This is a genomic window from Methanobacterium sp. (assembly GCF_038562635.1).
Taxonomy (GTDB): domain Archaea; phylum Methanobacteriota; class Methanobacteria; order Methanobacteriales; family Methanobacteriaceae; genus Methanobacterium_D.
Map to the genome: position 1 here is coordinate 273,412 of NZ_JBCFBO010000001.1, position 15,232 is coordinate 288,643.

At 31.5% G+C, this 15,232-nt stretch carries 13 protein-coding genes; 5 read left to right on the top strand and 8 right to left on the bottom strand.

Going from position 1 to position 15,232, the window contains the following annotated elements; all coding sequences use genetic code 11:
* Positions 1–446: 446 nt before the first annotated feature.
* Both AAGU07_RS01310 and AAGU07_RS01315 read right to left on the bottom strand, forming a co-directional pair.
* On the bottom strand, positions 447–806 hold the full coding sequence (locus tag AAGU07_RS01310) for a hypothetical protein (protein ID WP_342457414.1): 360 nt from the start codon (positions 804–806) through the stop codon (positions 447–449).
* Between the two features lie 725 nt (positions 807–1,531).
* Positions 1,532–2,854 (bottom strand): hemolysin family protein, encoded by a 1,323-nt coding sequence (locus AAGU07_RS01315; RefSeq protein ID WP_342457415.1) that lies wholly within the window; start codon positions 2,852–2,854, stop codon positions 1,532–1,534.
* Positions 2,855–3,618: 764 nt separating this feature from the next.
* On the opposite strand from AAGU07_RS01315, the gene AAGU07_RS01320 reads away from it, so the two are divergent.
* Entirely contained in the window at positions 3,619–4,011 is a 393-nt protein-coding gene (locus AAGU07_RS01320; protein WP_342457416.1) for a tautomerase family protein, read from the top strand.
* Positions 4,012–4,121: 110 nt separating this feature from the next.
* On the opposite strand, the gene AAGU07_RS01325 is transcribed toward AAGU07_RS01320, so the two are convergent.
* Both AAGU07_RS01325 and AAGU07_RS01330 read right to left on the bottom strand, forming a co-directional pair.
* Positions 4,122–4,514, bottom strand: coding sequence for a hypothetical protein (locus tag AAGU07_RS01325; RefSeq protein ID WP_342457417.1), 393 nt, complete (start codon positions 4,512–4,514; stop codon positions 4,122–4,124).
* Positions 4,515–4,945: 431 nt separating this feature from the next.
* Positions 4,946–5,458, bottom strand: coding sequence for an acetate uptake transporter (locus AAGU07_RS01330; protein WP_342459329.1), 513 nt, complete (start codon positions 5,456–5,458; stop codon positions 4,946–4,948).
* On the opposite strand from AAGU07_RS01330, the gene AAGU07_RS01335 reads away from it, so the two are divergent.
* Positions 5,439–5,570, top strand: a complete 132-nt coding sequence (locus AAGU07_RS01335; protein ID WP_342457418.1) for a hypothetical protein — start codon at positions 5,439–5,441, stop codon at positions 5,568–5,570. The genes AAGU07_RS01330 and AAGU07_RS01335 overlap by 20 nt on opposite strands.
* 1 nt (position 5,571) lies before the next feature.
* On the opposite strand, the gene acs is transcribed toward AAGU07_RS01335, so the two are convergent.
* The 4 genes from acs to AAGU07_RS01355 form a co-directional block, all read right to left on the bottom strand.
* The gene (acs, locus tag AAGU07_RS01340) at positions 5,572–7,476 is read right to left on the bottom strand and encodes an acetate--CoA ligase (RefSeq protein WP_342457419.1); all 1,905 of its coding nucleotides are present in this window, start codon (positions 7,474–7,476) and stop codon (positions 5,572–5,574) included.
* Between the two features lie 382 nt (positions 7,477–7,858).
* On the bottom strand, positions 7,859–8,386 hold the full coding sequence (locus AAGU07_RS01345) for an NUDIX domain-containing protein (protein ID WP_342457420.1): 528 nt from the start codon (positions 8,384–8,386) through the stop codon (positions 7,859–7,861).
* A 255-nt stretch (positions 8,387–8,641) separates the two neighbouring features.
* Positions 8,642–10,270, bottom strand: coding sequence for a thermosome subunit alpha (gene thsA, locus AAGU07_RS01350; RefSeq protein WP_342457421.1), 1,629 nt, complete (start codon positions 10,268–10,270; stop codon positions 8,642–8,644).
* 281 nt (positions 10,271–10,551) lie between these two features.
* A complete protein-coding gene (locus AAGU07_RS01355; RefSeq protein WP_342457422.1) occupies positions 10,552–11,037 on the bottom strand; it encodes a RimK/LysX family protein in 486 nt (161 codons plus the stop codon).
* Positions 11,038–11,589: 552 nt separating this feature from the next.
* Here AAGU07_RS01355 and AAGU07_RS01360 point away from each other — a divergent pair.
* From AAGU07_RS01360 to pheT, 3 genes are all read left to right on the top strand, one after another.
* Complete coding sequence (locus tag AAGU07_RS01360) at positions 11,590–11,802, top strand: hypothetical protein (protein WP_342457423.1); 213 nt, start codon at positions 11,590–11,592, stop codon at positions 11,800–11,802.
* 456 nt (positions 11,803–12,258) lie between these two features.
* Positions 12,259–12,414, top strand: coding sequence for a hypothetical protein (locus tag AAGU07_RS01365; RefSeq protein WP_342457424.1), 156 nt, complete (start codon positions 12,259–12,261; stop codon positions 12,412–12,414).
* 875 nt (positions 12,415–13,289) lie between these two features.
* Positions 13,290–14,969: a phenylalanine--tRNA ligase subunit beta gene (pheT, locus tag AAGU07_RS01370; RefSeq protein ID WP_342457425.1), complete on the top strand. Its 1,680-nt coding sequence runs from the start codon at positions 13,290–13,292 to the stop codon at positions 14,967–14,969.
* Positions 14,970–15,232: the final 263 nt, after the last annotated feature.

Genomic DNA, 15,232 nt, shown 5'->3' on the forward strand with positions numbered 1-15,232 from the left:
ACTAAAAATAACATGTTATGACATTTAAAATCTATTTAATTAAATTTTATATTATTACGCTTATAAAAATAAGTTTTTCAATCCGTTTTTGGTATATCTATAAAAATTAAGTTAAAAGAATTAGATACTCAGATTGAAGGGCAAATTTTAATTTAAATGGTAAATTATGAATATCTGAGACGATATTTCGCCCTTCGATCCTATTATTAAATATAATGTGTATCATATTTTGCGGTACTAAAAAAATAGGACTATAGCTAATTTCTTTATCTTTTCACAGTTTTAAAATACTAGTTTGCACCTGAAATTAATTCTAAAATTCTGCAAGGGGCTATAGTACTCCATGTTTGGACACAAATTACTTTAATTTACTGCATTAAAGTGACTATTTCATTTTTGAAAATCTGAATTCTTCTTATTTTATCAGAATATCTAAAATAAACTTTTCAATTTAATTCTTCAATCTTATTTAGGTATTCCTGTCTATGAATGAATGCATAAACAAATGATATTACAAATAATATGTAAATTCCTAAATAAATGTAAAAAGATGTTTCTGTGGTATAAACTGGTGTAAATACATAAGCATAAGCCATTGTTAATCCTTGGAGTATGATAACACCTAAAAATGCAGAATAATAGATACTCATATTAACATACTTTTTCAGAGCTAAACCCGCTATAATCACATATATAGCAAAAAAAACAACAAATAAATCCAGTGTAGATCCTGAAAGTAAAAACCGCCCTAAAGTGGCAAATAAACTCATAAAACCTAAAATTATGATCCAAACTCCTATCTTCATTGATTAATACCTCCCTTATTTACTAAAAAAATCAAACTTAAGTTTATAGGAACTTCACCGGGCAATATATGCATATTATTGCATTTCAATTTAAACAGAATAGTATTAATAATTTTCGACATTGATTTAATCTTAAATAATTGTTTAATCTTAAAATAATCAAAAATTTTTTATTTTTGAAATTTGCAGTCCTTAGACGCATTCTTCTCCGGAGGTGGGTGGGGGTGTGAGGGCTGGTTTTAGATTCATGCGAACTGTCAAAAACTTTGTTTTTGACGTGAAAAAATTAAAAATTTTTTCAACTTTACCATATGCCTGTATATTACGATAATCAGGCTCCTCGAAGGGATGTTATCTTTGTAATATACGCGTATGAGGCCACGTTAGTGGTTTAAAGTTCGCAGCTTATCTTAAACGTAACTGATGATCTGATTCAAGAAATTCGCTCAAAAATTCTAAGAATTTTTGGCGTCCTCAAAATTTTTAATTTTGGGATATCGAAATCAAAGATTTCGAATACCCCTAAATCTACGATTTTCGAGGGTTTTATTTCTTGGTATATGTTAAATGATTTTATTTGATTTTCAACCCTATTGTTGAAATCTTTAGAATAGACCACTTTAAGAAAGAATTCATAGGTTCATTACTAGAATTCGTTGATTGAAATCTTTTGAACCATTAAAACTTCATAAAAAGAATATTTACTCCAAATAGATAAGATAAAATTAATTAGGATTATCTTCTTTATTTGGAGGTGTCACTAAAATTTTATCTATGTGATGGCCATCCATATCAACAATCTCAAATTTAAACCTATTCCACTCAAAAGTTTCTGCTACTTCAGGGATTTTACCCAAATAAACCATTACAAAACCACCCATAGTATTGTAATCGTTGTTCTCTTCTTCAGGTAACTCACCAATATTAAATAAATATTTGAATTTTTCAACTGGTAAAAAACCATCTATTAACCAGGTATCATCTTTACGTTTCACAGCTTTAGGTTCATCTGGCTCATCTATTGCAGGGATATCACCAACTATGGCTTCAAGAACATCATTAAGTGTAATAAGCCCCTCTATACCCCCATATTCATCCAAAACCATTGCCATATGTACATGTTCTCCAGATTTTTTAAATAATTTTAAAAGCTCTAAAGCATACAAACTCTCAGGCACGAGAAGAGGTTTTCTCAAATACTTCTTTATTTCAATAGGTTCGCCTCTAAGTGCAGGGTTAATTAATTCTTTGACCTGAACAACTCCTAAAAAGTCATCCAGATCTTCTTTTCCAACAGGAAATATTGCCCTTTCACTTTCAATTATCTTTTTTTGCAACTCTTCTTCAGAATCATCTATATCCAACCATATTATGTCCTTCCGAGGTTTCATCAAGGCATTTACTCTTAAATCGTCTAAGCTAAACACTCTTTTTATCATATCCTGTTCTGCTTTTTCAAATGTCCCCTCATGAGTTCCTTCCTCAATTAAAAGCTGAATCTCATCTTCAGTAATAGTTTCTTCCTTTGCTTCCTTTACTCTCAAAACACGCAGCACAAAGTCTGTAGAAGCGCTTAAAATATAAATAATGGGCATAGCAACCTTGGATAAAGCTTTCATAGGTTTTGCTATTTTAACAGCTTTTTTTTCAGGATTATTTAATCCAAGTCTTTTAGGAACCAGTTCCCCAATAATTAAAGAAAGGTATGTAATAATCAGCACCACAATAACAACGCCGATAGCCTCACTGTATGGTGCAAGAGGTCCTATGGAGCTGAAAAATGCCCCAATTTGTTCGGCAATTGTAGCACCACCATAAGCACCTGCGAGTATTCCTATAAGGGTTATTCCTACTTGTATTGTAGAAAGAAAACGATTAGGAGAATTTGCAAGTTCTAAAGCTGTTTTAGCACTTTCACTGCCTTCATTTACCATTTTTTGAAGTTTAAATTTTCGGGATGATATAATTGCAATCTCTGACATTGCAAAAATACCGTTTAAAACAACTAAAATAAGAATTAAAGAAATTTCCAATAATGTATTCGCCATTAAATAATCCTCACTTTTATAAACTATTTTATTACAATTAAATTATATGATTTAATAATTTATATTTTTGTACTGGTTATCTCTCTACTTTTATATTATAAATAAATTCATGAAATATATAATTTCATGATATATTTCGCAGGAACTATGGCTTATTTAATAGAATTCGCCTAAGAAACCAATATTAAATCTTTAAAAAGGATATAATTTTAAAACCTTTAAAAAAATAAAAAATAGGAATTCACCTTCAGAATTTCAAAGTAAAGTGAAATCGTATTTCATCTGTCTGTTTACAATGGTTAATCGCTAAAGACTTGCAGTTTTTACAAAAAATGCATTCTTTTGCTTGGTTTCTTTATTGGTGCCAATTGGACACTTACGGCAAATTCCAGCGAACCTTCTTTTAAATTTCATAGAACGAATTCGTCTTAGAATTCTATAAATTATTTCGTTTTTCTGGGTTTTTCGGGATTCTATTCATGATTTAACCTCCAAATTTCCTTTGACTTTGTTTTACTGCTGGTCAAAAAAATTTGGGGATTCATGTTTCAACAAAGAATTAACCATTGCCCTAGATAGAAGCCGTTGAGATAATTTCATAAAAAAGAAGCCAATAATATAATTCATTTTAGGTCTCTTTTAATGATATAATTTAAAAGTAATGATAGTTTTACCTATGATGTTTATATCTTAAAACATCAAATGAATTTACACACAAAAATAACATGAAATAGGTAAAAAAAAAACACTTAAAGGTTAAAAAAATGCCACTGGTTAAAATAGAAATACTAAAAGGAAAATCCGAGGAGCATAAAAAAGCCATATTAGACGGAATTCATGATGCTCTGGTTCAGGCCATAAAAATACATGACTACGATAGGTTTCAACGATTATATGAACTCAATAAAAACAACTTTGAGTATCCAGAAACTAAAACAGACAACGTCACATTAATTGAAATTACAATGTTTCAGGGAAGATCCCTTGCGGCCAAAAAAGAGCTTTACAAAGCCATAACTTATAATTTAGCCCAAAATCCAGGAATAGATGGCAATGACATTACAATTGTCATATGTGAGCCGTCTCTAGAAAATTGGGGAGTTAAAGGTGGGAAGCCAGCTGATGAAGTCGATTTAGGGTTTGAAATTGAAGTTTAAATTATATTAAACTATCTTATTTTTCAATCATTTTATTTTCAGGTTACATTATAATGATTAATTATTCAATGAACTTGATTTAAAGGTAAAATGATAAACATTAAAATTAACTAATTTCTAGAATCCATCATTCTATCATTGAAATCTATATTTTTCCACTTAACGCCTAACATGTCTGCCTGCTGCATGAGAATTTTTACAGCATTCTCATTTCCTTTAACAAGTACTAAATCTTCCCCTGCTTCTTTATATTCTGCAAAGGCAATGGTGTTGTAATAAATTTCCTTTTTAATTTCATTTGTTATATTTTCAAGCAGCACTTTACCAACGCCAAGGGTTGGATCACCGTCTTTAAGATATCTAATTTCATTTGAGACTTTCCTTTTAAGGGTAAAAAGCCTGTTTATAAATAATTCTTCTTCTTTACCATCTTCAACTTCTTTACTCCTGAGCAGATTTATAAATGTATCTAAGAGCTCAGGTAGAGTATTTTCATCTTCCATTTTACCGCCTCTTCTAGATTTAAGTTTCCAAATTTTGTTAGGTATATTCATATATACCTGTAAAACACGGTATAAGATTGAGTATCAACTTATTTAAACGTTACATTTTTGAAGAAAAATATCGGCGTAAAATACTTAAATTTTAAAATAACGCATAATACAAATTTATAAAAAGATTTAGTAAGATAACTAATTAAATATTTGCTAAAAAATTAGTAAATGTCATTTTATAATTAAATAAGCTGTTTTACAGCTTAAATCAAATTAACACTTTTTATTAATATATTTTAATAAAAAATAAAATTTAAAATTCATCTTAACTTACATTTGAAATATATTTAACTCAAAATCATAAGATAAATTTAATATCTTTTTTTGATAATGGATGGGGTTGTAACTAACTGAAAAAAAAGTAAAAAAATATTTAATATTTATGTGGGTAAGACTTTTTTTCCATAAAGTTCATTAAGCACCTCTGCAAGCCCAACGTATATTGCGCTAAATCCCGTAAATATTCCTTCATATCCTGCAATTAAAGTTATCATTGAGTTCCCCGTAATTTCTCCTGCAGATAGCAGGAAAAATAGTATAGCCAGGCTGAAGAATACTACCTGTAATCCCCTGCTTATTTTTAACGTTCCTATAAACATTATAATGGTGAAAAGTCCCCACATGAATAGATACGCTGCAAGTGATGCTGCATCTGGTGCAGCTCCAAGGTTCAATTTTGGTATTATCAGCAAGAACACGAAGGACCACCAGAACAGCCCGTATGATCCAAATGCAACCATAGCAAATGTGTTGCCGTTTCGGTATTCCATTAAACTTGCAATAATTTGAGCTATTCCACCATAAGCAAATCCCATAGCAAGTATCATACTGTTTAACTCGTAAAATCCCGCATTATGGAAATTCAAGAGAACTGTGGTCAGTCCAAATGCTATAAGCCCTAGAGGTGCAGGATTTGCAGGAGTATGTTTTGAAAGCTTCCTCCCATCTATAGTTATGGTTGCAAAATCATCTTCAACTATGTTTACACCTCCTTTTTTGATTTAATTTATTCTTCAAGCGTTGAAATATCTCCTACGTCTTCTCCCCTGTCTCTTGCCCTTAAAACTCTTCTCATGATCTTTCCACTTCTTGTTTTTGGGAGTGAATCTACCTGTGTAATCTGGCCTAAAACAGCAACAGGACCTAATTCATACCTTACATGTCTGCTTAAATCTTCAATCAATTGGGTTTTAAGCTGGTATCCTTCTTTTAATATTACAAATGCTTTAATTACTTCTCCTTTTATTGGATCTGATTTACCAATGACTGCTGCTTCTACCACTGCAGGATGGCTTACAAATGCAGATTCAACCTCAGAAGTACCTATTCTGTGCCCTGCAATTTTTAAGACGTCATCTGATCTTCCCTGGATCCAGAAATATCCGTCTTTATCTTTCCTTGCTATATCTCCTGCCGTATATACACATCCTGGAACTTCCTTCCAGTATGTGTTAATAAATTTCTCTTCATCATTGTAAAGTGTTCTAAACATTGCAGGCCACGGTTTTTTGATTACTAAAAGCCCGCCTTTTCCGACAGGCACAGGGTTTCCCTCATCATCAACTACATCCGCATCGACACCAGGCAATGCCCTTGTAGCTGAACCAGGTTTAAGTGGAGCTATAGGTAATGGGGAAATCATATGCATCCCAGTTTCAGTCTGCCACCATGTATCCATAATAGGGCATTTTTCTTTTCCTACATTTTTGTAAAACCACATCCACGCTTCAGGGTTTATTGGTTCTCCGACGGTTCCAAGGATTTTTAGTGATGAAAGGTTGTAGAGGTTAGGATATTTGCTTCCGAATCTCATAAGGTGTCTTATTGCAGTTGGAGCTGTATAAAGTTTTGTTACACCGTATTTTTCAACAACACCCCACCATGCTCCAGGATTTGGGTAGTCAGGTGCTCCTTCATATACAAGAGTTGTTGTACCTAAAAGAAGCGGCCCGTAGAGTAAGAAACTGTGCCCTGTTATCCATCCAATATCTCCTGTACACCACCATAAATCTCCATCATGAATATTGAATACATTTTTAAGCGTTGTTGCTACCCCTACCATGTATCCTGCGGTTGTATGCAGAACTCCTTTAGGTTTCCCTGTACTTCCAGAAGTATAAAGGATAAATAACGGATCTTCAGCATCCATTTCCTCTGCTTCCAGTTCAGCTGGTTCTCCTTCAATAAGTGTTTCGTAAAATATTTCTCTTCCACTTAACTCAGACATTTCTATAGGGATTCCAGTGTGTTTTACCACAACTACAGTCTCAACAGTCGGGCACTGCAGCATCGCTTCATCTGATACTCTTTTTAAGTCTATAATTTTCCCTCTTCTAAATGTCCCGTCTGCAGTTATCAAAATTTTTGCATTACAATCATTTATTCTTTCAACAAAAGATCCTACACTTAATCCCGAATAAACAACACTGTGTATTGCTCCTATTTTAGTACAAGCAAGCAGTGCAACCATGAGTTCTGGACACATTGGGAGATACGTTGAAACTACGTCTCCTTTTTTAACACCTAAATTTTTAAGCGCATTTGCAAATTTGTTTACTTCCCGGTACAGCTCATAATATGTTAATTTTTTCTCATGTCCTCTTTCATTTACGTATAAAACTGCAACCTGGTTTCTTTTGTCAGTATCAATCCATCTATCCACGGCATTATATGCCATGTTGATTTTACCGTTTACAAACCACTTGTAAAACGGTTCATTACTATCATCAAGTATTTTATCCCACTTTTTAAACCATACAAATTGTTCTGCCTTTTCTGCCCAGTATTTCTCAATATCTTTTCCTTTTTCAATTTCTAATTCCCAGTCTTTCACGTGCAGTACATCAACTATTTCTTGGCCTGGTTTGAAAACCCTTTCTTCGTTCAGCAGGACATCTGTATCATGTCTCATAACTTTTTTCACCACTTTTTTGTTTCACTCGAAAAAAAGTTTTCGAGGTTATAAAAATTTTTAATTTTTATACCCCCCAAACTTTCAGCTTTGAGGGTTATAAAAATTTTTATACCCCCAAACTTTCAATTTCGAGGTTTTTCAAAGTATGGTGATTAATAAGTTTTTATTGATATTTATATTTTACTATTATTAATCATTATAAATATTGATTAATCATGACAAATATTAAGATTAAATAATAATTATCCACGGGTTAAAATATTAATTAAAAAATAGTTGAATGTGAAAATAAAAATAGACTCTAAAATTAACAAAAAAACTGCTTTAAAGTAAGCATCACATGTTTTATAAATTATTTAATAAAATCAAAAATAAAAATCTATTTTTTACCCAGCATTTTATCTACTGAATCTTTAATAGGATTTAACCAGGGCTTTAATGCTTCTTTAGTACTGTTTTTATTAGTACTGGCGGTATTTTTATTTTCTTCATCATAATTGTTATATGCTTTATTTCGGTTAATTACAAAATCATTGAGCCAATCTGCCAGTTCATAATCGTGAAGGTCTTCAAAAAATACCCATGCATAGCCTTCATGTTCACTGCTTAAATTGAGGTAACCATCTATAATTTCACCAGACATTACAATGTGAATGGCCCTTATTAGCGGTAAATTCTGCTCACAAACCCCTACAACATGATCTAACTTAATCTTTAAATTAGTTTCTTCGTAGACTTCTCTTCTGAGGGCCTGGTCAAAAGATTCACCGGAATCTACTTTTCCTCCAGGAAGTTCCCATTTTCCAGGGTTAGTTTTAGAACTTGTGGAACGTTTGATAATTAAAATTTTACCCTTCTCATCAGTTAAGAGAACCCTTACTGCCAGACCAAAAACGTATTCTATCATTTTGATTAACCCATATTTTATGATATAATATTCATTCTCTATTTACATATATTAATACTCTTATTTTTAGACTAAGTTAAATAAAGAAAGATGTCGTACAATCAAACTGTTTTAAAACAAAATTTCTTAAAATTAACATTAATGCACATAATATTTCGCATTTAGTTATATATAAAATTTATAGATCAATTTATTTAGAAATAGCAGCCTATTAATCAATAATTTCAAAAAATAAAAAAAAGTAAATGATGTTTATTACATCATTGGTGGCATTCCACCAGGCATTCCGCCCATACCTCCCATATCAGGTGCGGCACCGGTACCTTTGGTAGCGATAACGTCGTCAATACGGAGGATCATTTCAGTAGCTTCTGCTGCGGACTGTATAGCCTGTTTTTTAACTCTTTGTGGTTCAACAACACCAGCCTGGTACATATCAACTACTTCTCCAGCGAAAACATCTAATCCTATGTAGAATGATTTTTCGTGTGCTGCTCTTAAGTCTACAAGAGCGTCAATGCTGTCTAAACCTGCGTTTTCAGCGAGTGTTTTTGGAACAACTTCTAGAGCTTCTGCAAATGCTGCAACAGCTAACTGTTCTCTGCCACTGATTGTGTCAGCGTATTCTTTTAATCCTTTGGATATTGCTATTTCAGGAGCTCCTCCACCAGCAACAACCTTTTTATCTTCTACTGTGGATGCGACAACACCAATTGCGTCTTCAACTGCTCTTTCAATTTCTTCTGCAACGTGTTTTGTACTTCCCCTGAGTATTAAAGAAACAGCTTTAGGGTCTCTGCAGTCTTCTATGAATGTTAAAACTTCATCGAATATTTTCTTCTCGTATACGAGACCAGCTTCTCCTAAATCTTCTGGTTTTAAGTCATCGATGTTAGTTACAACTGTAGCGCCAGTTGCTTTTTCGATCCTGCTCATGTCGGATTTTTTAACCCTTCTAATTGCATATATGCCGTTTCTTGTGAGGTAGTGCTGTGCAAGGTCATCGATACCTTTTTGACAGAATAAAACATTTGCACCGGATGCAATTATTTTATCTACCATGTCCCTGATCATCTGTTCTTCATTTTCAATGAATGCCTGCATTTGAGCAGGGTCTGTTAAACTTATTTTAGCATCAGTTTCAAGGTCTTTTACTTCAATTGGGTATTTAACAAGTGCTATTTTAGCATCTTCGATCTGTTTTGGCATTCCGGGGTCAGTCCTGCCTTTGTCTACAACAACACCGTTTACTATCATTGATTCGTTGACAGATTCTCCTGAAATCCTCTGAATATTTATGTTATCAGTGTCTACTTCTCCATCTTCTTCAACCTGTCTTACAGCGTCAACAACGAGTTCTGCCAGTGGTTCTCTTGCAGCTTCGGATCCTTTACCTGTCATTGCAGTCATTGCAACTTTAAGGAGAGTATCACGGTCGTCAGCCTCAAATGATATTAAGTTTAATAATTCTTGAGCTTTTTCTGCTGCCTGCCTGTAACCGTTAGCTACAACAGTTGGGTGTATGTCCTGGTCCAGTAATCCTTCTGCTTTTTTGAGTAATTCTCCAGCTATGATTACTGCTGTTGTTGTTCCGTCCCCTACTTCGTCTTCCTGTGTTTTTGCAACTTCTACAAGCATTTTAGCTGCAGGGTGTTCGATATCCATTTCTTTTAATATTGTTACACCGTCGTTGGTTACAACGATATCTCCAAGGGAGTCTACAAGCATTTTGTCCATTCCCTTAGGACCTAAAGTAGTTCTTACAGTTTCTGCAAGGAGTTTCCCTGCGGTAATATTTACTCTTTGAGCGTCTCTTCCTAATAATCTATCAGTACCTTCTGGAAATATTAAAATTGGTTGGTTTCCACCACCTAATTGTGCCACATTAATCACCTCTAATTTTTCTTTTTAAAAGTTACACTGAAAATCTCATTTGAGATTTCATTTAGAATTCTATTCTTTGTATTTTATCAATGGGTTAGAGGTTCTATAAATAATTTGCGCATACTGGTTTAAAACAATTGTTTATAATTTAAGAAAAAAATGTGAATATATGCTGTAAATTAAGGTTATTTTTCATTTAAAATTAAACAATATTCAATATTTATCCCATTTTTCAATCCAAATGTTCATTAGGATCTATTTTAAGTTTATATACTCCTATTTCATTCCTCGATTTCGTATTCAAATTCAAAGAATGGTTCTCCGCTGATTTCATCCGCTAAAAGATGTTCCATTTCATGTGAAACACCATACGCATTTGAACCTGTAAATTTAAAAGGCCCTTCAACTTTTTTTAGCCTGATTTTTTTAGTCAGGGGATTAAGTGAAGCTTTTATTGCATATTCGGCCTCAATTGTTGTCTTATATGGTCTTTTTACAATTTCTCTTTCCTTTTTATTTCCACATTTTTCAAGCCTGTAAATTGTACCTTCCTGATTTAAAATCACAGGATTTAAAAATAGAAATACATTTTCAAGGGTGTAACCTATCATTTTTTCCTCATCAAAACGGGTGATCTTTTCTTTTATAGCCATGACATTGGTAGATTTTACTTTAAGGCTCCAATCTCCCCCAAACTTAATTGAAAAAAGTAAAGGCAAAAATACATCCTGAGGAATTTTAAGTTTTTCTATGACTTCTTTTTCCATTAAATTAAATGATAATTGTTTTTTAAAATCTTCTACCTCTCTTATCTAAACACTCCCCATTTAATTTATTATCTGCTGAATTCACTTTACACTTGATGTATAAAAATTTAATTTGAATTAAATTAAATTTTCAGCCTAATCGTGAGTTACACAACACCATATATTTATGTATTTACCAAATAATAAACACTGCAGAAATTTAAAAGCATGAAAATTTAATTATTTTATTTTAATTGATTGGTGGAAACATATACTACTCCTAACACTTAGTATGTTATTAATATGTACTCTGTTTTAAAATTAAAATCATTATTAAACGTTGTATGAAATATACTTCCACTATTATTTGAATTGATCAGTATGTTAATGAAAATAAATTTTACTACCAGTATATACAGTTTATATAATTATATAATATACATTATACATTAATTTTATTTTTTAACTAAACATTATTCAATATTTAAGAGAAAGCTTTTTATTGTATTAATTATAGATAAAGACAAGTCAAAGAATTTTGTTATATAAAACCACATGTGGAGGTGCAGTTGTTTGAAAACAAAAATAATAGCCATCCTACTCATAACTTTAGCGACATTAGGCTTTTCTGAAACAATAGCAGCCCAACATGTTGCAGAAGAAGACCATTCGCACACACACGGATCAGCAAGAAACAAAGCTGTCATAAACCACCTAAAAATACACAATAAATCCATAAAGCATCAGTACGATTTTTTTCTAAGGGAAAACAAACATCACAAATAAAAAACATGCCTATTTTTTTTAAACTTTTAGTTTAATAACAATTTAACGACAGATAATGATTTGCATGTACACAGGTAACCAAATTTATTTAAAAAATTGAATGATTTGCTTGTTTTTATATTTAATCTAACGTTTTTTTAAGTTCATATCAAATGTGTTTTTAATTTTTTAAAGTGCTTAGCATGCAGTTACAACTATTTTATAATTTTAAAAAATTGGATAATTTAATTATACTTATTCTAACCTTTTTTAAGCTCATCCCCTTCCAGCATATTTTAATGTTTATTAAAATTTAGAGTAGTTTCAGACATCTAAATTAGTAGATGGTTGCAGATCTTTTCTATTTTTTAAGAGGGAGAATATAGCCAAACAAAATACAAAAATGTAGTTAGTACATTATAATGACGGTTAACTATATAATTCTGTACTAACATTAAATTGTAATGGTGATTAAAAATGCCTAAATGGGTAAGTGGAAAAGAAGTAAGCAAAGAAGAAGCAGAAAACTCGCTAAAAAATCTGGTTGAAAATGTATGTTTTAAATGTGAAACCCACAGCGATGAATGCTCACTTGCAAAAGCTGCTGCAGACATTAAAAACATGACAGAATAATTAAAATATTTAAAGCATGTTAAAAAAAAACCTCCTATTTTTTCCTTTTTTTAAATTTAGTTAATATTATTTTTTAAACCATTCAATTTAAATAATAAACATCTGTAAAATAGCATTTTAGAGACAATGTGACTGTTAATTATTATAAAAAAATTGAAATTATACTATACTTGCATATATAATTATAATTCCGCAGATTGCCAGTACCAAACATAAGATATAGTAAAGATTCCTTTTGGATTTGTAATTGAGATATTTGTCTGCCCACGATTTTCTATGACTTAATTTACCTCTACTGGTAATCAAATAACATGAATACGTTATAAAAAATAATCCAACTATAAAACTAATAATTATCATAGTAACTAGTTTAAAAAAGGATTATATAAATTATTTCTTTTTTGCATTACTTTTTTCAATCTAATAAAAAGCTGAATGATTCCAAATATTAAATTATACATCCAACAGGGCGTTTATCCATACATCAGTCAAAACAAAGTTTATAAACACCTAAAGGAGAGAACTTAAATGTTAGATTGAATACTAATTTGAAATACTCCATTATAGGAAAAACAGCCATTTAAAATAAATATAAAACATAACCTTCAAACCATATATTTTCATGTTATATTCAAACAAGTTTTAAACTTAGCTGCAACCTACTTTTTAAGTTATTCATTATAATTATTGATTAATTTTATAGAAAAATATGGAAATAATATGATATAATTCGTCTAGTCTTATTTAAATAATAGAACTTATAAAAATTCATATAGTGGATTAGTTATAAATGAACTAAAAGTGAATTGTTTTAAAGGAATATTAAGTAATCATTTAAATTGATTTTAACTTATTGTAAATTAGAGGATGACAGAATGCCAGTTATAACATTTGAGTATGATGATCTTTATAAAATTTTAGGAAAGGAAATCAAACAGGACAAATTAATAGATCTTCTACCTATGATTTCAAGCGATATAGAAGATTATGATGATAATGAGATTAAAGTAGAGTTTTTTCCAAACCGCCCAGACCATTTAAGTGTTGAAGGGGTTGCTAGGACACTTAAAGGATTTTTAGGTATGAAAAAAGGTCTGCCTGAATATGAAATAGAGCCTTCTGGAATAAATGTTGAAGTTGATCCTGATTTAGGTGATATAAGGCCGTATATTGCTTTTGGGATAGTTGAAGGAGTGGACCTAAATGGAAATAAGTTAAAACAGGTCATGGAATTCCAGGAAGACCTTCACTGGGTTATAGGAAGGGACCGGAAAAAAGTTGCAATTGGAATTCACAATTTAGATGTTATAAAACCGCCTTTTTTCTATGAAGCCGCAGATCCAGATAAAGATTCATTTGTACCCCTTGAATGTACTCAAGAGATGGCTTTAAATGAAATACTGCATGAACATAAAAAAGGAAAGGATTATGCCCATTTACTTGAAAAATTCGATAAATATCCTCTTATAATAGATTCTAACGGTGATGTGCTTTCAATGCCGCCTATAATCAATGGGGAACTTACCAAACTCACAGAAAATACCAAAAATATTCTTGTTGATGTTACTGGAACTGATGAGAAAGCTGTAAATTATGCCCTTAACATCATTATGACTTCATTTGCCGAGGTAGGTGGCAAGTTAAAGTCCATGAATGTAATTTATAAAGACAGGCAGGTTCAAACACCTGATTTAACTCCAAAGAAAAAAGAAGTAAGTGTCAGCAATGCTTCAAAGAAAATTGGAATAGACCTCACTGCAGAAGATGTGGTAGATTTCCTTGGAAAAGTTAGAATTGGAGCCGAAATTAAAAGTGAAGACATAGTTGAAGCTGTAATTCCCGCATACAGAATGGATATTTTACATGAAGTTGATATTATTGAAAATATTGCTATAGGGTACTGCTTTAAAAAAATAGGGTCTGAGCTACCGGAAATTGCAACCATAGCAGAGGAAGATAAAGGTGAAACTTTTGACAATGTGCTAAGAGAAATTTTAATTGGAATGGGCTTTATTGAAACAATGAGCCTTATGCTTACCAGCGAAAAAGTGCATTATAAAAACATGAGGCTTGATGAGGATGAACGTGTAACTGTAGCCCAACCAATATCAACAGACAGGACCATGTTAAGAAAGAACCTCTTACAGGGGTTAATGGAATTTTTAGAAGATAACAAACATGAAGAACTTCCACAAAAGATTTTTGAAGTTGGAACTGTTGTATTTTTAGATGAATCATGCGAAACATGCACTCAGGATTATAAAAAGTTAGCAGGGGCTATAACTCATTCTACTGCAAACTTTACAGAAATCAAATCTACAGTTGCCGCATTATTCGTAAATCTTGGGCTTGAAATGGATATTGAAAATTATAATCATCCTTCTTTTATAAAAGGGAGATGTGCAAAAGTTAAAGGCAGTATTAACTGGAAATCTGAGAAGATCGATGTTACAGGTTACTTTGGAGAAGTCCATCCAGAAGTTATAACCAACTTCAACCTGGAATACCCAGTTATTGCATTTGAAATCATGTTTAAAAACTCGGAATTATTTTAAATAAAGGGTTTAAACAACTTCATTATTTAACTTTTTTTAGATGAGATATACATTACTATTTTTTTATTTTATTTTCAATAAAAGCTCTAATTCATCATTAAGCAGTAATTTTATGCATTAATTAAAAAAAAATGCTACTTTTTTAATTTTATTTTCAATCAAAAACCTAATTTCGCATTAAACAGTAATTTTTTATCATTTAAGTACTAATTCATTAACACGCTACTATCCATTTATCTTTAGTAAAATTTTAATTCATCATT